34 protein-coding genes and 5 tRNA genes are annotated in these 26891 nt (G+C 45.4%); 16 read left to right on the plus strand and 23 right to left on the minus strand.

Annotated features, from left to right (window positions below):
* Positions 1-60: 60 nt before the first annotated feature.
* Positions 61-639, minus strand: a complete 579-nt coding sequence (locus tag S2091_RS13210; protein WP_105532419.1) for a hypothetical protein — start codon at positions 637-639, stop codon at positions 61-63.
* A 441-nt stretch (positions 640-1080) separates the two neighbouring features.
* Here S2091_RS13210 and aceA point away from each other — a divergent pair, with 441 nt between their 5' ends.
* The 16 genes from aceA (at position 1081) to S2091_RS13290 (ending at position 12912) form a co-directional block, all read left to right on the plus strand.
* Complete coding sequence (gene aceA, locus S2091_RS13215; protein ID WP_105532420.1) at positions 1081-2379, plus strand: isocitrate lyase; 1299 nt, start codon at positions 1081-1083, stop codon at positions 2377-2379.
* A gap of 301 nt (positions 2380-2680) precedes the next feature.
* On the plus strand, positions 2681-4474 hold the full coding sequence (gene lepA, locus S2091_RS13220; protein WP_105532421.1) for a translation elongation factor 4: 1794 nt from the start codon (positions 2681-2683) through the stop codon (positions 4472-4474).
* Entirely contained in the window at positions 4471-5406 is a 936-nt protein-coding gene (gene lepB / locus S2091_RS13225; protein ID WP_105532422.1) for a signal peptidase I, read from the plus strand. The genes lepA and lepB overlap by 4 nt, the downstream gene beginning before the upstream one ends.
* Before the next feature lie 23 nt (positions 5407-5429).
* Positions 5430-5795: a DUF4845 domain-containing protein gene (locus S2091_RS13230; RefSeq protein ID WP_165794983.1), complete on the plus strand. Its 366-nt coding sequence runs from the start codon at positions 5430-5432 to the stop codon at positions 5793-5795.
* A gap of 25 nt (positions 5796-5820) precedes the next feature.
* Entirely contained in the window at positions 5821-6663 is an 843-nt protein-coding gene (gene rnc / locus S2091_RS13235; RefSeq protein WP_105532424.1) for a ribonuclease III, read from the plus strand.
* Entirely contained in the window at positions 6660-7574 is a 915-nt protein-coding gene (era, locus tag S2091_RS13240; protein ID WP_105532425.1) for a GTPase Era, read from the plus strand. The genes rnc and era overlap by 4 nt, the downstream gene beginning before the upstream one ends.
* A 17-nt stretch (positions 7575-7591) precedes the next feature.
* Entirely contained in the window at positions 7592-8407 is an 816-nt protein-coding gene (recO, locus tag S2091_RS13245) for a DNA repair protein RecO (protein ID WP_105532426.1), read from the plus strand.
* Entirely contained in the window at positions 8404-9186 is a 783-nt protein-coding gene (gene pdxJ, locus S2091_RS13250; RefSeq protein WP_105532427.1) for a pyridoxine 5'-phosphate synthase, read from the plus strand. Before recO ends, pdxJ begins: the two co-directional genes overlap by 4 nt.
* 1 nt (position 9187) lies before the next feature.
* On the plus strand, positions 9188-9592 hold the full coding sequence (gene acpS, locus S2091_RS13255; RefSeq protein WP_105532428.1) for a holo-ACP synthase: 405 nt from the start codon (positions 9188-9190) through the stop codon (positions 9590-9592).
* Positions 9593-9609: 17 nt separating this feature from the next.
* The gene (gene uvrC / locus S2091_RS13260; RefSeq protein ID WP_105532429.1) at positions 9610-11454 is read left to right on the plus strand and encodes an excinuclease ABC subunit UvrC; all 1845 of its coding nucleotides are present in this window, start codon (positions 9610-9612) and stop codon (positions 11452-11454) included.
* 15 nt (positions 11455-11469) lie between these two features.
* Positions 11470-12060, plus strand: a complete 591-nt coding sequence (gene pgsA, locus S2091_RS13265; protein ID WP_105532430.1) for a CDP-diacylglycerol--glycerol-3-phosphate 3-phosphatidyltransferase — start codon at positions 11470-11472, stop codon at positions 12058-12060.
* Between the two features lie 119 nt (positions 12061-12179).
* Positions 12180-12255 (plus strand) — tRNA-Gly (locus tag S2091_RS13270).
* 118 nt (positions 12256-12373) lie between these two features.
* A tRNA-Gly gene (locus S2091_RS13275) sits at positions 12374-12449 on the plus strand.
* 71 nt (positions 12450-12520) lie between these two features.
* Positions 12521-12596, plus strand: a tRNA-Gly gene (locus tag S2091_RS13280).
* Between the two features lie 90 nt (positions 12597-12686).
* Positions 12687-12760: transfer RNA gene (locus S2091_RS13285), tRNA-Cys, on the plus strand.
* 58 nt (positions 12761-12818) lie between these two features.
* Positions 12819-12912, plus strand: a tRNA-Leu gene (locus tag S2091_RS13290).
* A gap of 127 nt (positions 12913-13039) precedes the next feature.
* On the opposite strand, the gene S2091_RS13295 is transcribed toward S2091_RS13290, so the two are convergent.
* The 22 genes from S2091_RS13295 to S2091_RS13400 all read right to left on the minus strand — a co-directional run bounded on the left by S2091_RS13295 (position 13040) and on the right by S2091_RS13400 (position 26601).
* On the minus strand, positions 13040-14059 hold the full coding sequence (locus S2091_RS13295; RefSeq protein ID WP_207769701.1) for a phage integrase: 1020 nt from the start codon (positions 14057-14059) through the stop codon (positions 13040-13042).
* Positions 14060-14116: 57 nt separating this feature from the next.
* Positions 14117-14368: a DUF4224 domain-containing protein gene (locus tag S2091_RS24795; protein WP_207769702.1), complete on the minus strand. Its 252-nt coding sequence runs from the start codon at positions 14366-14368 to the stop codon at positions 14117-14119.
* Positions 14365-14889, minus strand: coding sequence for an HD domain-containing protein (locus S2091_RS13305; RefSeq protein ID WP_105532432.1), 525 nt, complete (start codon positions 14887-14889; stop codon positions 14365-14367). Before S2091_RS13305 ends, S2091_RS24795 begins: the two co-directional genes overlap by 4 nt.
* A complete protein-coding gene (locus tag S2091_RS13310; RefSeq protein ID WP_105532433.1) occupies positions 14886-15293 on the minus strand; it encodes a hypothetical protein in 408 nt (135 codons plus the stop codon). The genes S2091_RS13305 and S2091_RS13310 overlap by 4 nt, the downstream gene beginning before the upstream one ends.
* The gene (locus tag S2091_RS13315) at positions 15290-15529 is read right to left on the minus strand and encodes a hypothetical protein (protein ID WP_105532434.1); all 240 of its coding nucleotides are present in this window, start codon (positions 15527-15529) and stop codon (positions 15290-15292) included. Before S2091_RS13315 ends, S2091_RS13310 begins: the two co-directional genes overlap by 4 nt.
* The gene (locus tag S2091_RS13320; RefSeq protein ID WP_105532435.1) at positions 15529-15744 is read right to left on the minus strand and encodes a hypothetical protein; all 216 of its coding nucleotides are present in this window, start codon (positions 15742-15744) and stop codon (positions 15529-15531) included. Before S2091_RS13320 ends, S2091_RS13315 begins: the two co-directional genes overlap by 1 nt.
* A gap of 30 nt (positions 15745-15774) precedes the next feature.
* Positions 15775-15969 (minus strand): hypothetical protein, encoded by a 195-nt coding sequence (locus S2091_RS13325; protein ID WP_105532436.1) that lies wholly within the window; start codon positions 15967-15969, stop codon positions 15775-15777.
* Positions 15966-16367: a hypothetical protein gene (locus S2091_RS13330; protein WP_105532437.1), complete on the minus strand. Its 402-nt coding sequence runs from the start codon at positions 16365-16367 to the stop codon at positions 15966-15968. The genes S2091_RS13325 and S2091_RS13330 overlap by 4 nt, the downstream gene beginning before the upstream one ends.
* Entirely contained in the window at positions 16364-16618 is a 255-nt protein-coding gene (locus tag S2091_RS13335) for a hypothetical protein (RefSeq protein WP_105532438.1), read from the minus strand. Before S2091_RS13335 ends, S2091_RS13330 begins: the two co-directional genes overlap by 4 nt.
* Positions 16619-16639: 21 nt before the next feature.
* Positions 16640-16936 carry an ASCH domain-containing protein gene (locus S2091_RS13340; RefSeq protein WP_105532439.1) on the minus strand — a complete coding sequence of 99 codons (297 nt, stop codon included), beginning with the start codon at positions 16934-16936 and terminating at the stop codon, positions 16640-16642.
* Positions 16933-17430 carry an HNH endonuclease gene (locus S2091_RS13345; protein WP_105532440.1) on the minus strand — a complete coding sequence of 166 codons (498 nt, stop codon included), beginning with the start codon at positions 17428-17430 and terminating at the stop codon, positions 16933-16935. The genes S2091_RS13340 and S2091_RS13345 overlap by 4 nt, the downstream gene beginning before the upstream one ends.
* Positions 17427-18722, minus strand: coding sequence for an RNA-directed DNA polymerase (locus S2091_RS13350; RefSeq protein WP_207769703.1), 1296 nt, complete (start codon positions 18720-18722; stop codon positions 17427-17429). The genes S2091_RS13345 and S2091_RS13350 overlap by 4 nt, the downstream gene beginning before the upstream one ends.
* Positions 18719-19564: a four helix bundle protein gene (locus S2091_RS13355; RefSeq protein ID WP_105532441.1), complete on the minus strand. Its 846-nt coding sequence runs from the start codon at positions 19562-19564 to the stop codon at positions 18719-18721. Before S2091_RS13355 ends, S2091_RS13350 begins: the two co-directional genes overlap by 4 nt.
* Positions 19565-19581: 17 nt before the next feature.
* Complete coding sequence (locus S2091_RS13360) at positions 19582-20082, minus strand: zinc-finger-containing protein (RefSeq protein ID WP_105532442.1); 501 nt, start codon at positions 20080-20082, stop codon at positions 19582-19584.
* A 74-nt stretch (positions 20083-20156) separates the two neighbouring features.
* Positions 20157-20870 (minus strand): SUMF1/EgtB/PvdO family nonheme iron enzyme, encoded by a 714-nt coding sequence (locus tag S2091_RS13365; RefSeq protein ID WP_105532443.1) that lies wholly within the window; start codon positions 20868-20870, stop codon positions 20157-20159.
* Positions 20871-20912: 42 nt separating this feature from the next.
* Positions 20913-21809 carry a recombination-associated protein RdgC gene (locus S2091_RS13370; RefSeq protein WP_105532444.1) on the minus strand — a complete coding sequence of 299 codons (897 nt, stop codon included), beginning with the start codon at positions 21807-21809 and terminating at the stop codon, positions 20913-20915.
* A 27-nt stretch (positions 21810-21836) separates the two neighbouring features.
* Positions 21837-22958, minus strand: coding sequence for a hypothetical protein (locus S2091_RS13375; RefSeq protein WP_105532445.1), 1122 nt, complete (start codon positions 22956-22958; stop codon positions 21837-21839).
* Positions 22955-23752, minus strand: coding sequence for a lambda exonuclease family protein (locus tag S2091_RS13380; protein ID WP_105532446.1), 798 nt, complete (start codon positions 23750-23752; stop codon positions 22955-22957). The genes S2091_RS13375 and S2091_RS13380 overlap by 4 nt, the downstream gene beginning before the upstream one ends.
* On the minus strand, positions 23749-24720 hold the full coding sequence (locus S2091_RS13385) for a RecT family recombinase (protein ID WP_105532447.1): 972 nt from the start codon (positions 24718-24720) through the stop codon (positions 23749-23751). Before S2091_RS13385 ends, S2091_RS13380 begins: the two co-directional genes overlap by 4 nt.
* A gap of 96 nt (positions 24721-24816) precedes the next feature.
* Complete coding sequence (locus S2091_RS13390) at positions 24817-25041, minus strand: hypothetical protein (protein WP_105532448.1); 225 nt, start codon at positions 25039-25041, stop codon at positions 24817-24819.
* A gap of 333 nt (positions 25042-25374) precedes the next feature.
* A complete protein-coding gene (locus S2091_RS13395) occupies positions 25375-26151 on the minus strand; it encodes an SUMF1/EgtB/PvdO family nonheme iron enzyme (protein WP_112886606.1) in 777 nt (258 codons plus the stop codon).
* Between the two features lie 219 nt (positions 26152-26370).
* Positions 26371-26601, minus strand: a complete 231-nt coding sequence (locus S2091_RS13400) for a hypothetical protein (RefSeq protein WP_105532449.1) — start codon at positions 26599-26601, stop codon at positions 26371-26373.
* Positions 26602-26891 lie beyond the last annotated feature (290 nt).

The raw sequence follows: 26891 nt of genomic DNA on the forward strand, positions 1-26891 counted from the left end.
CTGAATCATCGATTTTTCTACCGCACATCAGTCAAACCTTACTCAAGCCTTATACAAACATCACTCACTTTTTTGTGCCGTCACTGTTTCATGATTTAACGGTGCTGCTGGAGGTAAGCATTTTAATGCTTCTCCCATTCCTTTCAAATACGAGCGCCGAACAATGCCGGCAGCAATCGCTTCGTTCAATTCTTTTGATTTTTTCTCGGCACCACTTAATTTTCTAAGCCAGCTTCTAAATGGAACCGCGCCGGAAATTGTGCTTTCAATCGCACCAACTGCGCTATCGCTAGCCATTGCGCTGCCTTTTTCAATGTTGGTGCGTTTATCTTCTCTTGAAAAAGTATCCAGATCCGGGCCAAGTGCCGCATTCAGTGCTTGCACTTGTTCAGACAAGGCTTCGCAGTTGATGTTGACAGGAAGTTGATAGGGATTATTGAGCGCCTGAGTAATAACTGCTGGAATATTGGTCGGCATTAAATTGAGATCGGTCAGCGGAGAAACCACGGCTTTGCCGATGCGCGCTTGGGCGGTTGTGGTCGTTGGACCTGCGACCGCGGTTGATTCGGAGTTGGAATCAGTTGAAGCGCAACCGAACAGGGAAAGAAGGAGTGGTGTTAAGGCGAAAAGCTTTTTCATAGTGATCCGATCTTAAAAAAGGGCAAGAAAAAATAATATTGAGCATGGAGCTTTGGCTAATTCCATTTAATAAGCATGGGATAGTAACAAGTAAATTGTTTGTTTGCCCATAATTATTGAGAATTAAATAAGTGGGTGTAAGTAAGCGAGTGAACTTTATGGGCCATTTTTCGCGGTATGAAAATACCGTTCCGCATTATGAAAAGAGGGTGTGATCATGCATCAAAACAGCATTTCATTCTAAGGGAAATGGTTCCATATCGCGAAATACGATGCTTAACTAGTTGATTTTAATCAATTAAAAATAAGTTATATGTCTTATATAAGACATTGTTGCTGCGCAAGAAAAAGCCTACTATTAATCTATAAATTCGCTCTATAAATTCGTTGTTGAAGTTATTTTTATTTACTTACTTTGTTTTAATCGATAGGAGAAACACCATGTTGACTCGTGAACAGCAAATCGCCGAATTGCAAAAAGATTGGGATACTAATCCACGCTGGATCGGTATTAAACGTAACTACACCGCCGCTGACGTAGTGCGTCTGCGTGGTTCAATTGCGGTTGAACATACTTTAGCTAAAAATGGTGCAGTGAAGCTGTGGAACCTGGTTAATAACGAACCGTTTGTAAATGCTTTAGGTGCGTTGACGGGTAATCAGGCGATGCAACAAGTTAAAGCTGGTTTGAAAGCGATTTATTTATCTGGCTGGCAAGTCGCTGGTGACGCTAACGTTGCCGGTGAAATGTATCCGGATCAATCTTTGTACCCAGCCAACTCGGTGCCTTTGGTCGTAAAACGGATTAACAATACGCTGACTCGCGCTGATCAAATCCAATGGTCGGAAGGCACTGGCGACATCGATTATTTCGCGCCGATTATTGCCGATGCAGAAGCTGGTTTTGGCGGCGTGTTGAATGCATACGAATTAATGAAGTCCATGATTGATGCTGGCGCTGCTGGTGTGCATTTTGAAGATCAGTTAGCTTCAGTTAAAAAATGCGGTCACATGGGCGGCAAAGTATTAGTTCCAACTCGTGAAGCGGTAGAGAAATTGAATGCGGCGCGTTTAGCTGCCGACGTGATGGGCGTTCCAACGGTATTGCTGGCGCGTACTGATGCCGAAGCAGCCGATTTGATTACTTCTGACGTAGACAACAACGACAAGCCATTCTTGACTGGTGAGCGCACTGTAGAAGGCTTTTACAAAACCAAACCAGGTTTGGCGCAGGCAATTTCACGCGGTTTGGCTTACGCCGAATACGCCGATATGATCTGGTGCGAAACCGGTAAGCCGGATCTGGAATTTGCAAAAGAATTTGCGGATGCGATTCATGCCAAATTCCCAGGTAAATTGTTGTCTTATAACTGCTCGCCATCATTTAACTGGAAGAAAAATCTGGACGATGTCACGATTGCTAAATTCCAAAAAGAATTGGGCGCGATGGGTTATAAATTTCAATTCATCACTTTGGCGGGTTTCCATGCATTGAACTACGGCATGTTTAATTTGGCGCACGGTTATGCACGTCGTCAAATGTCGGCGTTTGTTGAATTGCAAGAAGCTGAATTCGCAGCCGCAGAAAAAGGCTTTACTGCAGTGAAGCATCAACGTGAAGTCGGTACCGGTTATTTTGATGCTGTAACGCAAGTTATTCAGCAAGGCGTATCATCGACCACGGCTTTGCATGGTTCGACTGAAAATGAGCAATTTTTTGATAACAAAAAAGTAGCTTAAGGCGATTGAGGAGGAATTAACAAGTATGTTGTTAATTTTTCTCCTTATTTAGTCTTTAAAACTGAAAAAACCGCATCTCACAGGTGCGGTTTTTTGTTTTGGCAGGGCAAACGGTAGTAAAACGGGCTTTCCTAGTTGAAATCCGGTAAAATGCTGAAATTATTTTATCCACAATTTCTGGTCAGATACATACTTGGCATTATCTTAAGATAATTCTTGAGTGGTTTTACAACTGATCGCGGCGTAAATGGGATGCAGTTCATCCAGCGCGCCATAGATACCAACTCTTTCAACCGGCTTAATGAATAACATTCGTAATTTCTCGATTATTGCGCATATCGACCACGGAAAATCCACTCTGGCTGACCGTATTATCCAACTTTGTGGCGGCTTGTCCGACCGTGAGATGGAAGCGCAAGTGCTTGATTCCATGGACATTGAACGCGAACGCGGCATTACCATCAAGGCGCAAACTGCGGCATTGAACTACAAAGCCCGCGACGGACAAATTTATAACCTGAATCTGATTGATACTCCAGGTCACGTTGACTTTAGCTATGAAGTAAGCCGCTCGCTGTCTGCTTGCGAAGGCGCTTTATTGGTGGTCGATGCGTCGCAAGGTGTTGAAGCGCAAACGGTTGCCAATTGCTATACAGCGATTGAATTAGGCGTGGAAGTGGTGCCGGTTTTAAATAAAATCGACCTGCCATCGGCTGATCCTGAGAATGCCTGCAATGAAATCGAAGAAGTTATCGGGATTGATGCCAGCGACGCAGTGCATTGCTCGGCCAAAACCGGTTTAGGTGTAATTGATGTCATTGAATCATTAATTGCTAAAGTGCCACCGCCAAAAGGCGATGTAGATGCTCCATTGCAAGCCTTGATCGTCGATTCCTGGTTTGATAATTACGTCGGTGTGGTGATGTTGGTGCGCGTCATGAACGGCACTTTGCGCCCTAAAGATAAAATCTTGTTAATGGCGAACGGCTCGCAGCATTTAGTTGAGAGCGTCGGCGTGTTTACACCGAAGTCTATTAACCGTGATTCACTCAGAGCTGGTCAGGTAGGCTTCATTATTGCCGGTATTAAAGAATTAAAAGCGGCTAAAGTTGGTGATACCGTTACCTTGTTATCGAAACCAGCTGCACAACCGTTGCCTGGTTTTAAAGAGGTGCAGCCACAGGTTTTTGCCGGTTTATTCCCTGTAGAAGCGAATCAATACGAGGCATTGCGCGACTCTTTAGAGAAGCTCAAATTAAATGACGCTGCTTTGCAATATGAGCCGGAAGTTTCTCAGGCTCTGGGCTTTGGTTTTCGCTGCGGCTTTTTAGGCTTGTTGCACATGGAGATTGTGCAAGAACGCTTAGAGCGTGAGTTCGATATGGACTTAATCACGACCGCGCCAACCGTTATTTATGAAGTAGTACAGGGCGATGGCTCGATTTTGTTGGTCGATAACCCGTCAAAAATGCCAGATCCATCGCGCATTGAAGAAGTGCGTGAGCCGATAGTTACCGTCAATTTATACATGCCGCAAGAATATGTAGGTGCTGTTATTACCCTATGTACCGGTAAACGTGGCGTGCAGCTTGATATGAATTATCACGGTCGTCAAGTTAAATTGACCTATGAAATCCCGATGGCAGAAATTGTGCTGGATTTCTTCGATCGACTCAAATCCACTTCACGCGGCTATGCGTCGATGGATTATGAATTCAAAGAATACCGTGCCGCCGACGTAGTTAAAGTCGATATGTTGATTAATGGCGAAAAAGTGGATGCATTAGCCATTATTGTGCATCGGGCCAATAGTAATTATCGTGGCCGTGCGGTTGCCGCTAAAATGCGTGAACTTATTCCGCGTCAAATGTTTGATGTTGCTATTCAAGCAGCAATTGGTGCTAATATCATTTCCCGTGAGAATGTAAAAGCATTACGTAAGAATGTATTGGCAAAGTGTTACGGTGGTGATATCAGTCGTAAGCGCAAACTGTTGGAAAAACAAAAAGCCGGTAAAAAACGCATGAAGCAAGTCGGCTCAGTAGAAATACCGCAAGAAGCATTCCTGGCAATTTTACAAGTGGAAGATAAATGAACCTCCAATCAATTTTAGGTAATTTCGCATTAATTTTATTTATTTTGACAATCTTTACCGGTGCAATCTGGTTTTTAGATGTATTTGTATTGGCAAAGCAAAGAAAGGCCGCCGCCGATGCTGCATTAGCAGAGTTTGATTCGCGCCGTGCCAAGTTAAGCGCAGAAGGCTTGAAATTAGAAACGAGCAATCGGGAAGAGTTGAAAGCAACATTACTTAGACAGCCAGCTTGGGTGGAATATACTGGAAGTTTCTTCCCAGTCATTTTGTTGGTATTTTGCTTGCGTTCGTTTTTATACGAACCATTTAAAATCCCATCCAGTTCTATGTTGCCAACCTTGTTGGTCGGTGATTTGATTTTGGTCAATAAATTTACTTATGGTATTCGTTTGCCAATATTGAATAAGAAAATTATTGAGATCAATCAGCCGCAGCGTGGCGATGTCATGGTTTTTAAGTATCCCAAAGATATGTCCTTGGATTATATTAAGCGTGTGATTGGCGTGCCTGGTGATAAAATTACCTATAAAAATAAGCGCTTAACGGTTAATGGGCAAGAAGTTACTTATAAAGAGTTGCCAGATTTCCTTGATGAAGAGCGTCTCACTTACGCCAAGCATTATGAAGAAAATTTAACTGGGGTTCACCATCAAATTTTAAATGATGAGCGTGCGCCAACTTATGTATCTGGGGACCATTATTTTCCTCAAAGTGAATTATGTAGTTACGATACTGAAGGGTTTACCTGCACCGTGCCGAAGGGCCATTATTTCATGATGGGTGATAATCGTGACAATAGTGCTGACAGCCGTTATTGGGGATTTGTGCCCGATGAAAATATCGTTGGTAAAGCATTTGGAATTTGGATGAATCAAAACGTCATTACCAATTTTGATTTTAGTAAATTAAAGCGTATCGGAAGTTTTCAATAATAAATTACAAGATGGAGAAAAATATGGTTGGTTTGTCTAATCTACATAAGCAGCGTGGGCTCTCATTATCAGGTCTTATTTTAGCCTTAATACTTGTCGCTATCGCTGCTGTCCTTGGTATGCAGGTGGTGCCAGCTGTAGTTGAATTTCAAAGTATTAAAAAGGCAGCGACAGATGCACGTGATAGAGGGACTTCCGCGCCGGAAATTGAGGCTGCATATAATAAGATAGCGGTTGCCGGTTATATCACTTCCGTATCTGGAAAAGACCTTACCATTGTTAAGGAAGATGGTGTATATCAGGTGAGCTTTGCTTATGAGAAAAAGCTACCTTTATTTGGCCCTGCAAGTTTGCTGCTAGAATTTTCTGGTAGTACGGATAAACACTAGGTATTTTTATGAGTAAGTCAGCAGCATGAGTAATGATACGTTATTGCAAAATCGACTAGGCCATGTCTTTAATGATATGACCTTATTGCAGCAGGCTTTAACCCATCGCAGCCATAGTGTTTTGCATAATGAGCGCTTGGAGTTTTTAGGTGACTCAGTTTTGAACTGCGTAGTTGCCTCACTCCTGTTTCAAAAATATAGCACGATCGATGAAGGTGATTTGTCCCGGGTCCGTGCCAACTTGGTTAAGCAACAGTCGTTATATGAAATTGCCCTACGCTTGGATCTGGCGCAATTTTTACGTTTGGGTGAGGGCGAGTTGAAATCGGGCGGATTTCGTCGCCCATCGATTCTTGCCGATACGCTTGAGGCGCTATTTGGCGCTATTTTCCTTGATGCAGGTTTTAATGCCGCCAGAGATGTTATTTTTGGCTTGTATTTGCCTATACTAGAAACTGTTGATCCTGCAACGCTAGGTAAGGATGCAAAAACCTTATTGCAAGAATATCTTCAAAGTAAAAAAATCGCACTACCTGTGTACACCGTAGCGGCTACTCACGGTGCTGCACATAACCAGGAATTTGAAGTGGAATGTTCCATTCCTAAACTTGAGATTCACGTGTTTGGGACTGGCGGTAGTCGTCGCGCTGGTGAGCAAGCTGCAGCTAAAATGGCGCTAGAAGCCGCATTGGCTATGTTGTCTAAATCACCTGTTGCAAAACGAAAATCAAAACCACGCACCACTCAATTAAAATTAGCTGGAATTGCCACTGTACAGACAGATGAAGTAGTTTCAGATAAAACCAAAAGCCCAACAGTAGCCATTACAACTGGCTCGAATAACACAACATTACCAAAGATAGCATGACTGATACACCTCAAATAGATTTATCTGCAGACGATTTTCGATGCGGTTACATAGCCATAGTTGGCCGCCCGAACGTTGGTAAATCAACGCTGATGAACGCATTGATCGGCGCCAAGGTGAGCATTACGTCACGCAAAGCTCAAACCACTCGTCATCGTATTACCGGCATTCAAACCAAAGATCAAACTCAGTTTGTTTATGTCGATACGCCAGGGTTTCAAACCAAGCATTCAAATGCGCTGAATCGCACATTAAATCGCACAGTAACTACTACGCTCACTGCGGTAGATGTGGTTTTATATGTGATTGAAGCTGGTATGTTTTCACAAGCCGATATTTTGGTGCTCGAACTTTTGCCTAAGAATATCCCTTGTATTTTGGTTATTAATAAGGCTGATCACATTAAAGATAAAGCCGTTTTGATGCCGTTTGCGGCACAAGTCGCGAGTCGCTTTAATTTTGCAGCGATTGTTCCTGTCTCAGCACGACAAGGTTTTCAGCTTGAAAGTTTGGAAGCCGAAGTTAAAAAACTTTTACCTGTTAATCCTCCGATGTTTGCCGAAGATGATATTACGGATAAAAGTGAAAAATTCCTGGCTGCTGAAATTGTGCGTGAAAAAGTTTTCCGCTTTGTCGGTGATGAATTGCCGTATACCAGTACCGTATTGGTTGAAAAGTTTGAGCAAGAAGGCAATTTACGAAGGGTTTTCATCGCGATTTTAGTTGATCGTGATGGACATAAAGCCATGTTGATCGGCAAAAAAGGCGAACGCTTAAAAGAGATTTCTACCCAATCACGCCAAGATATGGAAAAATTATTCGGCGGCCCGGTTTATCTGGAAATCTGGGTAAAAATCAAATCTGGCTGGGCCGATAATGAAGCGGGCTTGCGCGCTTACGGTTACGAATAAATCAACCCCATATCTCCATGACGGATGCTGTAGATACGCATTTACCAGACTCATTTGAAACTCTTGAGTCTGCTCCACCGCCGATGCGTACGCGGCTGCGCAGCACCCCGATCCCATTACGCCCGTTGCGAGTATTAACGCAACCGGGCTTTGTTTTACATAGTTACCCCTACAAAGAAACCAGCTTAATTGTTGATGTGTTTAGCCGTCAATATGGGCGCGTTGCCTTGCTTGCCAAAGGCGCAAAACGGCCGCATTCACAACTGCGTGGCGCACTGCAAACATTTCAACCATTAACGCTGTCTTGGAGTGGTAAATCAGAGTTGCAAACGCTGACAGCGGCGGAATGGGTAGGCGGCATGCTGCCGCTCGAAAAAAATGCGCTCTTGTGTGGTTTTTATTTGAATGAAATCATCATTAAATTAATGCAGCGCGACGATCCACAGCCGCTTTTGTTTGATGAATATGTTACGACCATTAATCAGTTGGCACATGCTGAGCCCGCACCAATTGTGTTGCGTAAGTTTGAATTGAATTTACTTAAAACTGCCGGTGTTGTGAGCGATTTATCTTTTTGCACAAAACAGCGTAGTCGAGTTGAGCCTGATATCCTTTATATAGTTGATCCTGAGGCTGGAACCAGGCCTGCGCAAGAGCGTGATGGTGGAACCAAGGTGCATGGTAAAACACTGCTGGATATGCAGGCCGCAGATTACACAGACATCAATACGCAACTACAAAGTAAGTTTTTGATGCGCTCACTATTAGCGCATCATTTGCACGGAGCACCGATTAATACCCGACAAATTTTAATGGACCTACAAAATCTATGACTATTCACGATCGCATTCACATGCTGGAACTCGGTATTAACATTGACCATGTAGCCACGTTGCGTAACGCGCGAGGCACTACCTACCCAGACCCAATTCAAGCTGCTTTAATGGCGGAACATGCCGGTGCCGACGTAATTACGTTGCATATGCGTGAAGATCGCCGGCATATTAAAGATGCCGATGTACGCGCAATCCGCCCACAGTTAATCACTCGTATGAATCTGGAGGCAGCGGTAACCACTGAAATGCTGGATTTTGCTTGTGAAATCAATCCGCAAGACGTTTGTTTGGTGCCGGAACATCGTGCTGAAGTGACGACTGAAGGTGGTTTGGATGTCGTGAAAAATTTCACGCAAGTACAAGCAGCGATAAAACAACTGCAAACGCAAGGAATTCGAGTGAGCTTGTTTATTGATGCTGATGATGCACAAATTCAGGCAGCCGCTGAAGCTGGTGCAACCGTGATTGAAATTCATACGGGCCGTTATGCTGACGCAGTAAATCAAGTAGAGCAGCAAGCTGAGTTATTGCGAGTAAAGCAGGGTGTGTTAATGGGCGTGCAGCGCGGATTGCGCGTTAATGCGGGGCATGGTTTGCACTACACCAATGTTCAGGCGATTGCTGCAATTCCTGATATTAGTGAATTAAATATTGGTCACGCGATTGTGGCGCATGCTGTTTTTGTAGGATGGGAAAAAGCCGTGCGTGATATGAAGGCGATTATGGTTAATGCGCGATTAAGTGGGGGTTTAAATTTAGGGTTTTCAGGGGCTTAATGTGGTCTACGGTATCGGCACTGATATTGTTCAAATTAGCCGCATAGTGGCAACACTGGCACGGACTGGTGAGCGCTTTGCTGAAAAAATATTAGGCGCCGAAGAATTTTTGGAGTACCAGCAGCGCCATGCGAATGTTGGAGTGCACGGTCTGCATTATTTATGCAATCGTTATGCTGCCAAAGAAGCATTCTCAAAAGCGCTAGGCTTGGGAATGCGGGCACCGTTGAGTTGGCACACAATTCAAATTCTGAATGACAGTAATGGCGCGCCATATATTGTAACTAGTGGTGATTTGGCTGAGCATATGCAAAGTATGCAGCTAACAGCAAAAATTTCCTTGAGTGATGAAGTTGATTACTCCTTGGCTTTTGTGTTAATCGAAAAAAATAATGACGCCGCATAAAAAACTTATTATCCGCTATGTCTGAAGCGACTCCAGAACGTTTGCTACTTATTGAAACTGTAGCGAAACTCCCTCATTTGCCCGGCGTATATCGTTACTTTGATAATAATGACAAAGTGCTTTATGTCGGTAAGGCGCGTGATTTAAAAAAGCGTGTCAGCAGCTATTTTCAAAAAAATTTAGCCAGCCCGCGAATTGCACTGATGGTAGACCGGATCGCACGATTGGAAACAACGGTCACGCGCAGCGAAGCTGAAGCGTTGATACTTGAAAATAATTTAATTAAAGCCTTGCACCCGCGGTTTAATATTTTATTTCGTGACGATAAATCGTATCCCTATTTAAAAATCTCAGGGCAAGCAGTGCCGCGCATGATGTATTACCGCGGTGCGATTGATAAAAATAATCACTACTTCGGCCCCTTCCCAAGTGCCTGGGCGGTCAAAGAATCAATACAAATTCTTCAAAAAGTTTTTCAGTTGCGTAGTTGTGAAGACAGCGTTTACGCTAATCGTACGCGTCCATGTTTGTTGCATCAAATCCACCGTTGCAGCGCGCCTTGTGTAGGCATCATTAGTGAAGAGGATTATGCGCAGGATGTCAGCAACGCTGCGCAATTTTTGCGTGGCAGGCAAAGCGAAGTAATGCAAGTATTAGAAAAGCGCATGTTGGGTTATGCCGAGCAATTGGCGTTTGAGAAAGCCGCGGTGGTACGCAACCAAATGTCCGCTTTATCTAAAGTATTACATCAGCAAGGCATGGAAAGTGCGAATGATGTTGATCTGGATATTATCGCGGTATTTATCAAGGGTGGGCGTGCCTGCGTTAATTTGGCGATGGTGCGCGGAGGTCGGCATTTAGGTGATAGGGCTTATTTCCCTTCACATGTTGATGAGGCTGTAACGGAAGGTATATTGGAAGCGGAAGTGTTGCAGGCATTCCTGGCGCAGCATTATTTGGATCAATACATTCCATCGCTTTTAGTAGTGAGTTGTGTATTAGATGCTCCTGAATTATTGATTGCTTTAATGGAGCAGTGCGGACATAAAATTCATATGGTGACGCAGCCACAAGAGCAGCGTAGACAATGGTTGGAGATGGCACAGAAAGGCGCAGAATTAGCGCTGGCCAGATTACTTACTGAGCAAGGATCACAGCAAGCGCGCACTCGTGCTTTAGCGGAAGCGCTTAACCTAGATGCAGCTGATTTGGATGCCTTGCGTGTCGAATGTTTTGATATTAGCCATACTCAGGGCGAGGCAACTCAAGCATCATGCGTCGTGTTTTTGCACCATGCAATGCAAAACGCGGAATATCGCCGCTACAATATTAACGATATAACCCCAGGAGATGACTACGCGGCAATGCGTCAAGTGCTGCAACGTCGCTATGAGAAAGTAGCTAGCAATAATGGTGTGATGCCCGATATTGTGTTGATTGATGGTGGAAAAGGCCAAGTAGAAATTGCCCGACAAGTGTTTGTTGAGCTGGGCTTGGATATTAGTTTGATCGTCGGCGTATCAAAAGGCGAAGGCCGCAAAGTCGGTTTGGAAACGTTAGTCTTTGTTGACGGACGTGCTGCGCAAGAGTTGGGGCGGGAATCTGCTGCGCTGATGTTAATTGCGCAAATTCGAGATGAGGCACACCGTTTTGCCATCACTGGAATGCGAGCTAAGCGTGCAAAAGCACGACAGACGTCGCGTTTGGAAGAAATAGAAGGCATTGGAGCTAAACGCCGTCAGAAATTACTGGTACGATTTGGAGGCCTGAAAGGTGTGGCAGATGCTAGCATTGAGGACTTAGCTTCTGTCGATGGTATTTCACGACAACTGGCAGAGCAAATATATAAGCAATTACATTGAGACAATTATAAAACTATGCCATTTAATATTCCTATTTTATTGACCTGGATACGGGTCGCATTAATTCCACTAGTGGTTGGCGTTTTTTATTTGCCAGCAACTTGGTTGCCACCATTTGATCAAGGCGTTGCCTCAACCATTATTTTTATTGTTGCGGCGGTGACTGATTGGTTTGATGGATTCTTGGCGCGGCGGTGGAATCAAACCTCTGCTTTCGGTGCTTTTTTAGACCCGGTCGCCGATAAGTTAATGGTAGCTGGAGCGTTATTAGTGCTGGTGCAACTTGACCGGATAAATTATGGCGCTTTAATCGCTTTCGTCATTATTGGGCGTGAAATCGCGATCTCTGCGCTACGTGAATGGATGGCGCAAATTGGCGCATCAAAATCCGTGGCGGTCAGCTCGCTGGGTAAGATTAAAACCACCGCTCAAATGACCGCTATCCCCATGCTGTTATTCAACGGCACGTTGTTTGGGGTGTTTGATACATCCTATTGGGGCCAGTGGTTTTTGCTGGTCGCAGCAATTTTGACGGTATGGTCGATGTTTTATTATTTGAAGTTAGCTTGGCCGCTGATTAAAGAACATTCCGGAAAACTCCCTTAATTAAATTTTTAATGGAATAGGGCCAACATTTTCTTGACATGAATAGTCGTCCGTATATAATGTGCGCCTGTTCTGTCGGATGTAATGAATTTGTCGTATTTGTTGAATACGGCTTAAATGCGGGAGTAGCTCAGTTGGTAGAGCGCAACCTTGCCAAGGTTGAGGTCGAGAGTTCGAGCCTCTTCTCCCGCTCCATAAAAAAGACTAGACAGAGTAATCAAATTTAGTTAGAATCTTGGTCTTGTTCTTTAGTTGATTTTAACTGAAGATGGCAGTAGTTAATGTGTAATACGTAGTACATGTGAAGTAATAAGCGGGAGTAGCTCAGTTGGTAGAGCGCAACCTTGCCAAGGTTGAGGTCGAGAGTTCGAGCCTCTTCTCCCGCTCCAGAATTTAATGATTAACTTAGGTTAATTGTTGGCAGTAGATAAGAAGTGAAGTAATAGTATCAAGTAACATCGCGGGAGTAGCTCAGTTGGTAGAGCGCAACCTTGCCAAGGTTGAGGTCGAGAGTTCGAGCCTCTTCTCCCGCTCCAAGTTAAAAATTAGGAAGCATGTTTCGCTTCCTTTTTTGTTGGATGGCTTTATACCGAAGTTGTAGATATCGAGTAGAATAGCCAACCGATGGCGGGGTAGCAAAGAGGTTATGCAGCGGCCTGCAAAGCCGTTTAGAGCGGTTCGATTCCGCTCCCCGCCTCCAGAACAAAAAGATGTTTAGTATCGCATCTTAAAAGTCTATGCAGCAATGCGTGGAAAGTGCCCGAGTGGTGAAATTGGTAGACACATCGGACTTAAAATCCGCCGCTTTCGTGAATAACGGGCGTGCCGGTTCAATTCCGGCCTCGGGCACCAGTAGTATGAATATCCAATAAAATCAATTACTTGTAGTTGATAATAAAAATTTAAAAAGGAGCTTTTATGCTCCTTTTTTTATCCAAAAATCTCCGCATCTCCGCAACCATCTCCGCAACCAATCTAACTATTTGGTTGGCTTAACAGATTCACCAACGCGTCTATACACCGTTTCCGTTATCTGTTTATCAGTATGTCCAAGTAGTTTACTAGCATCGCCTAAGTCTTTTATTTCGCTTGCTGCTTTTGGACGAATATCTCTAAATTGGAATTTTTTAATGCGTTCGGATAATTCGGGATTTGTTTCTTTTGCGGTTTTTGCTGCTTGCTCACGCGACGATTCAAAGCGAGTGCGCAAAGTATAGGCATTCATTGGCTGACCATTTGGCAATGCAATCGGGCTAAGGCTCAATACTTTCTTATCGCGCCTGCGGATAGCATCAATCGTCTGCCCCAATGCAGAGCGATTGCCAAACTCATCATTTAATAAAATACGCAGGAATTTACCCGTTTTATTTTGCTTAACTGAAATTGCACTGGCATTAATATCGGCCAGACGCATTTTAAGCACATCAGCTGGTCGCTGACCGGTTAAATAGGCAATATCCATCGCGTCTTTCAACTCTTCTTTTGCGCACGCATAGACCGCATCCCACACTTCCGCATCAGCGTAAAAGTCGCGCGGTACTTCCTTATTCTTACGGATACCACGGCATGGATTTTCTTTTGCTGTATATCCCCATTCCCTTGCCATATTAAAAACGTGGGAAAGAAGAGCAAGTTCACGGTTTGCTCTAACTTTAGCTGTGCGCTTGTCGCGGTATTGCGCAATGTGCTGCGGCGTAATTGCATCAATCGGTGCGGAATCAAAGACAGCCCTTAGTTGCTTAATTTCGTGTCCGTTGTCTTTTTGTGTGCGTGCCGCCTTCATTGGAAAAATATCTTTTACATACCTATTGAAAATAACGCGCATTATTTTTACATCATCTGCGACCGGTACACTTTCAAATTCGGCCCATTTCCGCTTGGCCTCGTTTATATCGTTACCCAGGGGAATTTCCTTGCGCTTCCCGCTCTCATCACGTCCGTTATAATAAAAGCTCTCCCAGACCTTGCCACTGGCTAAGGTTTTTGTCCTGCGCAACATGCGCGGCGGCAAGTCTCGGGATGATGATTTAGGTCGCATTTAACTAGCCTACTCCAATTATCTAACACTTGAGAAGTCGGGTGACCAGCCGCCCGATGTAGTCAAGGATGCAGGCGATATTCCCGCTAACTTCAACCTAGCATACAGTCGACCAACAATTGCTTCGCCTGACTTGTTCTTGTGAAAAGTCCAGCCATTGCACGATAGCCACTCGATTTGATCGCCCTTGCGAGAGCTTCCAGTAATTTTAGCCAACTCATCAACAGCCAGAGTCTCGCTATCTATTTGCATTTCAAATATAGCACTCATCCTGTAACCTCAGATAATTGTCGAGCTAAAGCAAGCAAACGCGGATCCGCTTTGGTCATCACATCCAATAAAAGTCGCTTTTCTTCCAAGTAAACTTTAGCAAAAGCCGAATCGTGTTTAACGATGCTAGATGTGTTGCTGATTAAATCGGCGCACTTGATTGTTTGAATCCAGCTTGAACATGCAGCAAGCCTATCACGCGATTTTTGTTTGCGTTCTGCGCGGTTGCCCGTTTCCATATCGGACAGGCCAGACACGCCAAGCGCTACCTTTAAGCCAAACAGTTGCTCTATTTCACTGAGTTCAACACCGCAGCCCTCAACGCAATCATGCAGCCATGCCGTAGCAATCATTTCATTTATTGTGACGGACTGGGTAATGGTAACGATCACAGCAACAGTCGCAACTATTCCCGCAACTTCGGCCAAGTGATCAGCGTAAGGATTTCCCGTATATTTCCGTACTTGGTTCTTGTGCGCATCGCGCGCAAACATCATTGCGCGGTATCCTAAGTCACTCATGCCATTCTCGATTCAATAAGGTTGATTGCTGCTTGCACTTCGTTAAATTGCCGCACCTGTTGAGCAATTGAATCGCCATCGTTAAAACTACTTGCAAACGAATTGAATTTTTTAATCACGTCAACAACATCCTCATTTGATATTGGGCAAGTATAAAGTGGTACTGTAAATGTGGTATCAGAAATTGCGCTTATACCAGTAGCCCTGAATCCCGACTCTTTAATCCAAAACGGCGCATATGCTACTGGCCCAGTATGTTTGACTGTCTCAACAGGCCGCACCACTTCCGCATATTTTGTAAGGTCGCGGAACATTTCATCTGACGTATAGCTTTCAACATCACGAATGATTTGCGATAACTTAGTTTTGAAATATCCGACATCTAAGCCGTATTGGTTATTCATTGGTTGTCCTTTAAACTTTTAGAAACTAATCGGCACATTCTGCGAAATAAAACATTTGATCTTGGTATTTCAGCCTGCCAATTAAAGGAGTAGCCCGTATCATGTTCAAATGGCTCATCGGGATATTTTTTCTTGATGATCGCCAATGCCTCAGCTTTAATTGCAGACCGTTTATGCAAGTATCTTCGGCCTTTTATTGATGAGTGATAAACAGTCCTGGTTTCTACTGAAATCATCACTTCCCCAATGAATCAAGTATTGCTTGTGGGTTGATAGCCTTTATTTGATCTTGATGGCATATCCACGGCATGCCATTTGCTGCAGCTTCCAGCGCAGCCTTCGCAGCCGCAAGTTGAAGCTCTTTTACTTTGTCAGCGCGGATGTATTCGACATCATCCGATTCGTTAACTACGTCTGCATGGATAACGCCTTTTTCGCACGTAGTACGCATAAATTCGTTCAGGCCAGCTATTAATTGCGCTCATTTCAAGCTCCATGGGTTGCACAAAATGGCGGCGGCAAATATTGCCAATGAAGCTAACTGCGCTGGTAAATGCCATGCTCTTTTTCCTTCTGGGAACATGGCGCACAATCCACCAAATCCGATAAAATGAAACACAAGCCATATCGAAACTAAAAGCCACACTAACCAGCTGATTGTTTTTAACTCGCTCATTTTGCACCGCCTAGCTCGCATTGAAATTGGGAGATTGCGGCGTTAGCGCAGGCTCTAACCTCGTTCATGTCGTCAACGTTTGTTGATCTATTGGATATGTAGATTTCGTGTAATTTATCGTCAGTCAAGCTAGTGTTTATGGGTAGCGCGGCGATTCTCGCGCGCTCGGCTTTCGCGGCTGCGTTGGCCACCCCTCGGTAGCCACTTAAGTGACTTGGTGTAGTTTCGTAAGCATTGCGAATTTCAATATCCGTCAGCGTAGAAACAACTTCTGGCGCGACAGGTTCGCAATGACCATCCTCAAAATGCGCAGAAGATATTTTTCCGCAATGGGCGCATGTTGGGATTGGTTCAAATTTGGTTGCAATTTTCTTTTCTGCGTATGCCTGAGCTATCATGCTATCACCTCTACATTTGGATGACCTTTACAGCCGGTCTTGTAATCAAAGTTGTCGCACTTTCCCATAGGGATTACTTCATGACCTTGCGCTAATTCATCAAACAGTGCATTTCTGGCTTCGTCATAAGTCATATTCGTGCCATCATCATGCTCGAACATTTTGTATTCACGTTTCTTGGCACTATTCAGAAAGCCGCGAACATTAAGGCACATATGCCAGGTTGTTGGTACATTGGTTAATTTACTCATTCTGCTACCCCTTATCCAAACTTAATCATATAAATTAAAAAAATACGGCACTGTCACGTCAATTGCATAAACTAAAACAGGATCATTTCCAAAATGCGGGTGCGTTATTTGCTTCAACTCATAACCGTGCCATACCCGAATAAGCTCTTTTGATTTGTCGCCTGCTTTGGGATAGCCGCGACGAATAACAATCAGGTCAAATGCTTTACCTTCTAGCCGCTTTTTCCAAGTGCTTGCCAATCTAAATTCATGTGTTTTTTCACCCGATTTAATTTGGTCGAAATACTCACCCTTTAAATTTAAATATAATGAAGTCATGATTTGACATTCATATATTGAGCAACATGTAGAGCAATTTTTTCAGGTGCGCTTAAATTTCCAGCGCGCGCATTACAAAGTTTGTGCGCAAGGAAAATATTGCTAATATGGTTTGGCCCACCATGCGTTATTGAAACCAGATGCTCTTCCGACTCATCCTCAACAAGTACCGGACTCAAGCAATAAAAGCAGTGGCTGCCATCCCGCGCACGTACCGCTTGAAGGGTAACTGAGCTTTTCTTGCGTCGAGTTGTTGCCGGTGCTGCGCGCCATGAATGCGCACCCTTAAAAGCCTCCCACGCTTCCAGCGCCGGTTGCACAAACGAAGAGCCGCCCTTAGTGTTCCAATAAATAATTCCTGTTTTGTCACCTGCGCGAAACCGGACAAGCTCATATTCATTGGTTGGTTGCAGTAACTCGGCACCATTAGCAGATAGCCAGTTGCGAAACTGATCAAGTTTTAATGTGATCTGATTTTTTGACCAGGTAGTCATGCTGCCTCCCTATAAATAGTTGATCCTGTATGTTTAAACATTGCCGAATACGCCGCCAATGCTTCTGTTTTATCGTAGCCATCCCGTTCATGCTGGCGCACCCGGTGCAAATACCGGCCTCGCACGTAGCTCCCTGCTGAAATGTGATTCGGCCAGACGATATAGCCAAGAAATGGAATACCGGCCGTCGCCGGCGCAAGCCTGATTTTCTTCGGGTGAATGGTCAGACCATCGAGAGCCAGTTTTTGAACGATCAAATCACGGATAGTCGCTAGCTCTTCTTTAGAGTCAGCCAAAATCACCATGTCATCGACATACCTGATGTAAAGTTTGATACGCAGGACTTCCTTAACCCAGTGGTCAAAGTCATTCAGGAAGATATTCGCGAACAACTGGCTGCTGAGATTGCCGATCGGCATACCCTTTGCCGCGGTAGTGCGGTACATTCCGTCGGCCGGGAATAAGTCGTCATACTGGCTATCGGTTGCGAAAGAGTCGATCAGAGCGATCATCAGCACGCGTAAGTCATGGTCACCAATAAAGCGCAGCGCGCGCGCTTTCAGGATTTCATGATTGACCGAATAAAAATACTTGGAAATGTCTAGTTGCAGAACCCACTTGCTGTCGGCGCCGCGGCAAAACTGAGCCAGGCGGTTAACTGCAGCATGCGTGCCGCGCCTGGGCAAATTACCGTAAGTGTCATGGATGAATCGTGGTTGCCAGATTGGGAGTAAGTAGTCATACAGCATCCAATGTACGACACGATCCTTCATCGGCGCATCAACCACATGGCGGAACTTTTTTTCACGCACGGTGAATGACTTATAGGGACCGAACGTGTATTCACGATCGCGCAGCCGATTTTGAATCATGACCAGGTAACGCAATGGATCATCGCCAAAACGCTGCACGCGCAAGCTTTTTGATTTGTTCTTCTTTGCCTTCAACCAGTATTGATATAGGCTGTCGAGGCTTGTTAATTGATGGAAAATTGATTCATTGCCGCCTTCCGTTGCAGCGCTCGTAAGCCCCGCAACGGTTTTCGGTTTGGCAAATTGCCGTGCTTTCGGGGTATCCCCAGGAGATTTTCGACCAATAATAGTTGGCTTTACATGAGCATGCTCAGTGCCTAAGCGTGAAATAATTGGGTCAGCGGAAGCCGATGTTGTCGTTCTCGTAGTCAGGACTGTCGTTGTTGAGATTGAAGACGCCGGCATTGTCGTCCGAATTCCAGTAGCCGCCCCGAACGAGCGCATTGCTGGACTTTCCAGAAAATCCCCCTTGTTGATCATGATGGTACCTTTGCAGCGCGAATCACGCCGCCAAGTAACCGACCAAGCTCAACAGCTAAACCGACTCGGTGCTCAAATGCGAATTTAAGATTGTTTAGCCGTGCAGCCTGGGCAAGATAATGCTTGAGTAGATCGATGTCTGCCGATATTTTGTTGAGTAAAGCTGATTTTTGCACCTCTAAACCGTAGGCAAAAATTCCGCGCATGATGCGGGCCATGCAGACGCGGATATTTTCGCCAAACGTTACGCGAATGTCCCGTGGCATTTTGATGATGTCTTGCGTCAAATGAAGGTCAAGGTCTTGCGCTTGCGACTTCAATTTAAAGCCGGACGAGTCAGGATTCGACAAAATTTGCTTGGTCGTGACCTTGTTAATTTCGCCGCGCTGCTGCAGGTCGTAAATTACCTGGCTAACCACGTCATTAGATATAGCAGATAAAACGGACGATTTCCCTTGAAAATTATCCGAAACAAAAATGTCATGGCCGCTTGCTTTAGTTCCGAGAGCAACGACGTAAGGTATTTGAAAATCATTAACAATGGACCATAAACGCTTTTTGAAATTACTGGAAGGGAAGCCGACGCGGATATGCGGCGCATCGGTTGTTCCGACCAGTTGCACCTTGTATTGCTTGAGCACGCTTAGTGCGTGAGCTGATTTGTCGTAACCGTGAAGGAATTTGCCAGCTTGCACCAAAATTAAATGATTCGGGTATTGCGCTTCAAGTTTTGCTGAAATGCTCGCGACTGGATCCGCTTGACCAAGACCGACATCAATACCTTTAAAGGAACTGATGCGAAATTGTTGTTGCTCGTCTTTGGTTGGGCGTACGGTGTTCATGTTATTTTTTCTTTAATTTATACTGCGTGTAATTTATCGTTGCAGAGTGCAAAAACTCGCTCGCATGTTTCAACATCAAACCAGCCTATGTGGCATTCATTCACATCTTGTATCCCAAGTGCTTCCGCAAGCCATGCATATGCCGCACTTCTGGTCATACCGCGACTTTGCCAAATCGGGTTGAAAATGTTTTTAGCCTTCTTTCTTGCGTCTCGCACATCTTCATTTGCTAGAGTTCCGAGTGGGATATTTGTAAATGGGTGAAGACCTACATAGCTATCGCAATCATCACCTTCGCATCTATACGCCCACGGCCATTCCCCGTACTCTCGCCCGTAAATTTCACTGTTATTAACCAATTCAACTGCACTCTTGCAGTGCGGGCAAATTGTTGGAATTGGCAGTGGGTTACGTACTCGCGCAGTTGCCTTGCGTGACGGATTGCTTGGCGTAATCGGGGCTGTGCGTTTCGGCAAAACTCCTGATTTCTTCATTGCCTCATACATTTGAGTATTCATGCGATTTGCTTTATTCGTTATTTAGAGAGGTCACAGCTACGCCGTGACCCGTTACCAGAGATCAGTGACCCGAACTATTTAAAGGTGCAGCGGAAGCCGACGTCGTCGTTCCCGTAGTCAGGACTGTCGCGGTTGAGAAGGAAGACGCCGGCATAGTCGCCCGAACTCCAGCAGCCGCCCCGAACGAGCGCATAGCTGGACAGATCGCAGCCAGCGCTTGGATACCAGCCCATGCCTTTTGTGTAGGATGGCGCTGGCGCCGTCGTGATCGATGGCGAATCAGCGGCAAACGCTTTAGCCACAATGCCGTTTTCATCGCCTTGCACATCGTCAAAAATCCATGTGTAGCAGTTGCCAGCGAAATCGAATACGCGCTCACCGGTGGACAGTTCATGCCAGCGGCGTTCGTCTGCGTCTTCTGACTCGTATGTGCCAGGCTGCGCTTCGTCAACGCTGTAATCGCGAATGCCTTGGAAAATGCTTCCTTCGCCAACGATGCCACTTGTCCAGTTAATTGCCTGCTGGGCGATGTTGTGCGCAATCGCTAAATATTGGGTTTCAGTGATCAGCTTCAAACCGGCTTTTTCGGCTTCGGATTGTGCGTCGGCAAAGTTGATTTCCACCCATGGTGCCGCAGTCGCGGTGATCGCCAGCGCATCATTTTCGCGACCGGTGATGTATTTGCCGACTTTGAACGCTGGAACAACGGTGCCGTTTGGCAGAGTGGTTTCCGGTACCGTTACATATTCGTTGACTACTTCTGCTTCTTGCTCTAATGCTGCATCCATGTTTATCTCCAAATTAACTACGTTAAAAGGTTGAAAAGAAAATTACTGATTTACTGCTTCGCCACCTAAAGCTAAAACCAAATCATTCAGCAAGCCGTTGAGCTCGCCGCACATCAGCACAAAATCACCGTCCAAACGTTCATCTTCATGCTGAGCATTAGATTTTTCGGTAAGCACATCGAGAGCTCTAACGCGCTTAATTGCCAAGTTTTCAGTCAGCACAAATGAAACTTTGTCGTTCCAGGTCAACGCCAATTTTGTACATTGTTTGCCGCCGGCGATGTGGTTGGCAATTTCGACCGGATCAAGGTTATGTCGCGTATATTTGACGGTCGCTTTAGATTGTCCGCTTGAGCGTAATTCAGCATCTTGATCAATCGTGAAGCCGTCTGGCGCTTCATTACCTGACAGCCAATCCGTCATAGCACCCAATGGCGACAAATTCACACGCAACGATTCGATAGGGAATTGATCAATGCATTTCAGCATCAATTTAAGAACCTCATCAGAACGACCAGGGCTTGATGCATCGATTACGAGCCAGCCGTTTACCGGATCAATCCAAACGCTTGTATTGGTACGCGACGCAAAGGCACGGGGCAATAGCTCCTCGGTGACTTGCTCTTTGAGTTCCTTTAAGAGCTTGCGGCCCGGCTTGAAACCCTGCTGCTCTTCGACTTCCTGAGCACGCGCTTTAACTGCGGCGTTGATAACAGAAGAGGGTAAAACCTTCTTTTCCGTCGTAAAGCACAGCAAAACCTGCTGATTAACCAGGTGGACTAAATCGCCGTGTTCGCGTGGTGCGCTCCAGCCTTGACTTGCAGATTCACTGGCGCCACAAGGCTGGAATTGATGCGTGCTGAGCTGTGCATTCAGTACTGGAATCTGGGCTTTGAAACTTTTAGCGACGCGATAGACCTGCAAATTTTTGAACCACATGGTTATTTTCCTTGGCTGTTTGATTGATTACGCTGCGATTGATAGACTTGAATAATCCATGCGTGAAAGCCAGATTAGTGCTGTCTTGGCTGGAACATGGAAGCGTTTTGCGATTGCATCAAGCAATTCTGCGTCACTCGGTTGATCTGGTTTTTCAGTGCATGATGCTGGAATGGCGGTCAGTCTTACGCATGCTGCTTGTGTTGCGGCAGCTTCTGCCTGCGCAGTCGCTTCGACCAAGGCTTGTGCTGCGACCATTTCGGCTTGCTTTAATGCTGTGGCATTAATTTCAGCTTGTTCTTTAGCTTCGAATTCGGCCTTATCTGCAGCTAGCTTATCGGCTTCCGCACGGGCTTCTTGCTGTAGCTTGGCAAGCGCGGCGTGCTCTAATTCAAGTTTGGCATTGATTCCAGCCTGAATTGCTGCTTGCTCGGCGCGCTGACGATCAAGTTCTGCGCGCTCCTTGGCTTGCTGCTCTGCAATGCGCTCCTGTTCAGCTTTAATGCGGGCGGATTCTTGTTCCTGAGCCAGCTTTTGCCGGGCCTCTTCCTGTCGACGTGAGTCTTCTTCAACCTCAATTTCGCGCTGGTTGGTTTCCATTGCAGTTAATTTATTGATCACATCGCTGCGAACCAATTTGTATTCAGGTTCGAATTCCTCAAAAAATTCAAAGTCGGTTTTCAATGTCAGCGAAATAATAGATTCGGAAATTTTTGAAGATACGGTGCCAGCCAGAACCGTCGGCAGAACCTTCACAGCTGCGATACGCTCCTGAATGGCGCTGATACGCTTACGGTTCGCTTCGATCTTGGCTTGTTTTTCGGCTTCGATCTTGGTGTCCCATACATCACGCAGACCAAGCACCCGTTTTTCTTCCGGTTCGATTAATGCGATCAGCCGGTTTTCCTCCTCAATAATGGCTTTGCTGAATTTGGTTGCATCTTCGCGTGCTGCCTTACCGGTCGCCGCAATTGACGTGCGAGTATTTCGTAATGCCATGCCGGCGCTATGAGCCTGGGCACGGCCGTCAGCATTAAGAACCTCTTTAATATCTGCTGACTTTGCGGCCAACTCGATTAAGGCCAGTTCATGCTCTGCTGATTTGAGTGCAACTTTGGCGCGCTCTGGTAAAGTAATTTGAGTGTTCATGCTGCTTCCTTCAAATAGTTAAATGCTTCTGTATTTTTTACGGAGCGGAAAAACGCTTCTTTTTGCGCAACAAGATTTGAAAAGCGACCTAGCTTTACAACCATTTCGTCAATGAAAGCGTCATCACGCAAAATGCGCTTGACGTACAATTCAATTTCAACGGATTCAAGATCAGGAACGTACATAATGAAATCGCACCACTTACGATTAGTCAGCCACATTCCACCTTGCATTTGATGGATATATTCAGATACATCGCCAGTGATTAGCATTTGCTCGATTTTGATACTGTCGATTGGTGATTTGATTTCAATCAAGCCGTCGTTATCGACTAAGCCATCAGTGCTATAACCAAAGCGGTTTTCATCAACGCAAATACCGGCCTCGGTTACAAAGGCGCCAGTACGGCCTTCGTATAATCGGCGCGCATGCACCTCCATTTCGTGGCCGCGATTCAATACCCATGCTTTCGGCGGTATGCCGTACATGTGTCCGCTGATGCGCTCAATCGCTAAATCAGAGGCGTAGCGCTTGGCACCATCTGAATAATCAGTAGTAATTTCACCTTCCAGTGCTCTGGCGACCGTCTTTGATTTAGGTGGCGCTGCATAACCAGCTTTGATCATGGCTTCTTTTTGCCCCACTCCCGAAAGAAGGGCGTCAACATAGACTTTCTGCTTTTCATCCAACCCGCCGACCTCAATGCAGATTTCAGAAAACAGGCTGGCCGTGATCAGGCCAGACCGGGCTTGCAGCCATTCTTCGCTGCCCTGAATGCATTCTAAGAATTTCATGCTGCCTCCTTGGATTCTGCGTTATTCATTGCATCCACGAACGATGCAGAGCCTTGAGTTGCCGTGTTATCAATGGTGCGCTTGGCTTCTTTTGCGGCTAAGTCAGTGCGATGCTCCGCAATTACCTTTTTGAATTCTGCGTGGTGAGTCGGGTGCTTTATCAGCAATTGGTTGTTTGCCTTCCAGAAATTGAGCGCCTCATCATCTGTTTTTGTAGCCTGGGCAGATGCCAGTAGAGTTGGCATATCAACGTTAGGCTCAACAACATCTGCCGTTCCCATATTTCTAGATTGTGGCTTTTGTGGAGACGTATCAAATTCATCAGGCGTATAAACGCCGAGAATTACATCTGGCGAAAACAATCTTGCCCAGCGCTTTACAGCCAAGTAGGCAAGTTGCTGTTTAGGGTCTGACGCCCACAATGGGGAATTTCTGACACTAGCCTGAACAAGCAATAATTCAAGAACTCGCGGCTCAATCTCGCCCTTGAGAATTGCTGAAACTCGTATTCCAAGGCCGAGCTCATCTTCCAGCGTAGAATTTGGGACGCGAAATTGATATGCTTTTTTCCCATCCTTGGCAGGCATATCTATTACCTTGGTCTTGCCGATAATTTTTGCCCAGTCGCCAAACCATTCGTATGCAAAACGACTCTCAGTTACGCCGCTGGACTGAATGACCGCATTTACAAGCTGGCCTTCATAGCCAAGAATGCCATTAACAGTGTGCGTCTTTTGAGCTACTGCGAACGGGTTCATCTTCCATTGAATGGACTGCATAACGATAGCCATGCAATCACCAACATTTCCCTTTAAATGATCTGGGATAGTCGATTTACCTTTAGCCATAATTTCAGCCATGCGATACATTGAATCCATGCTGGCGGCGTCTAAAATCAATGCGCCGCTACTAGATGGAACAATGTTTAAATCCGACTCTTGATTTACAACTTCGGTAATTTCATTCATTTCATACGCTCCGTAATGATTTTTTAATTGATTTAAAAACGTTCCAGCCTGATTCGCGATACTTGCCGTACATGCCGACAACTAACCGGACTTGCTTCATTTCACACCCGTCATGTTTGACGCTTGAATCTGTAAAGCTTTTAATTCGTGCTGGCGCTGCGCGTGGTCAGCTTTAGCTTGAGAAATGGATTCATCCAAAACTTGCTGATCCAAAACCTCGTCTTGGTATCCGTCATCAATAAAATTCAAAGTACCGGCAACAATCACGAGAAGCACAATCAACAACAGGTAATCTGCAATGAGTTTTCTAAACATTTTCATGCTGCTCTCCAGTTAAATTCGGGTTGGTGCCGGTTCCAAAGCCGGGTTGTTTCGAGCGACCAATAAACAGCCTTCCGTGTACACCAACACATAAAGCCCTTAATTCCCATAAAGCAGGGTTTACTAAGTTAACTAACAAGCAGGTTTAAAAAAATTAACAGGTGCTAATGCTGTTTTTTAAGGGCTTTATGTGTTGGTTCCGCCTTAGAAGCCAGCGCGGAAACTGGGAGGATTTGTCGAACACCTCAGTCGGCTGTATAGCGTTCAGCTCGCTTTGAAACTTTGCTTGTCACAGCTACGCCGTGACCCGTTACCAGAGATCAGTGACCCGAATTATTTAATGGTGCAGCGGAAGCCGACGCCGTCGACCCCGTAGACAGGACCGCCGTAGCCGAGACGGAAGACGCCGGCATAGTCGCCCGAACGCCAGTAGCCGCCCCGAACGAGCGCATAGCCGGACCAATCGCAGCCAGCATTAGGTCGATAACCAACGCCCTTGGTTTGTGACGGATAGCCAGCAGTAGTCAAGGATGGGGAGTGTGCTTCGAATGCCTTAGCAGCCACGCCTTTCTCATTACCCTGGACGTTATCGAATACCCACTGGAATACATTGCCGTTGAAGTCGCAAACTTGCGCACCATTGGAAAGCGTCATCCAACGGCGTTCTGTTGCATCTGTCGGAACATAATCACCAGGCTTAGCGCCGCCGCCTTTGCGAATTCCTTGATACAAATCACCTTCACCGACCTTGCCGCCGGTCCAGTTGCAATCCTGTTGCGATAAGTTGTGCCCGATAGCAAGCCACTGAGTTTCAGTGATCATGTTGTAACCGGCGGCTTCACAAGCCTTCTGCGCGTCGTAAAAGCTGATATTTGTCCAAGGCTTCAAAGTCGGATCAAATGACACGGTGCCATTGGTTGACTTGGTGCTGATGTGCTGAGCAACTTTAAAGGCAGGAACAATCAAGCCACATGGCAGATTAGTTTCTGGAACTTGAACAAATCCGGCGGGAACATCCGCAAGCGAAGCAAGCAATTCAGGTGAGCCTTTGATTACTTTGCCGTTATTCAAAATCAGGATGTGACCAGCGCTGTTCTGATACTTGTTCATGCCTTCCCATTCGGAAACATGAAAGAGGCCGTGAACCGCTTTAGTGCCAGCGCGCAGCGTGAACGTTGCTTCTTGGATTAATTCGACTTGCATTTAGCTCTCCAGTGGTTGATTTGTATCCGTGATTTACGCTTCTGACTCAACGGCAGCTTTTGGTAGCTACTAACCTTTGGGTGTTTTTTCTGGGCTCCCAATATCTCCAGATTTCCTTACTGGCTATTACGCAGCTTGTAAATTCTTGCCAAAGAAAGCGCGGTCATAATTAATGCGACTCGCTTCAACTGCCATTTCTTCGGCGCTTGGTGATTTCATCGCTTCAATTTCTTCCGATAGCAACATGAACAAATTTGTGTGTGAGCCTTTATTCAACCGGTCAGCAACCTTTTTAAAAATATCCGCCTGGTCACCGTTGAATAATTCAATGACGTCTTGCTCGGTGAATTTTTTCATTTGCTTGCCTCTGTTTGCTTGTTCGATAGAGTGATATTAAGATTTCTTAATATTCAAGTCAATAAGAATTCTTAATATTTCCAATAAATCGATGTTGCGCCGCAACAAATTTGAAGTTTAAGTGCAGTTATTTTGCGTAATGCGCTGATTTTTTGATGTTGTGAGTGCAGATTTATTGCTATGAATCTGCATAATCGGCAGATATGTAGCGCCGGTAGGAGTGGAATGGCGTAAAAAAACCAGCATATGCTGGCTGGTTGTAAACTTTACTGAATTGGATTATGATTTAT

Source organism: Solimicrobium silvestre (assembly GCF_002976435.1).
Taxonomy (GTDB): Bacteria; Pseudomonadota; Gammaproteobacteria; order Burkholderiales; family Burkholderiaceae_D; genus Solimicrobium; species Solimicrobium silvestre.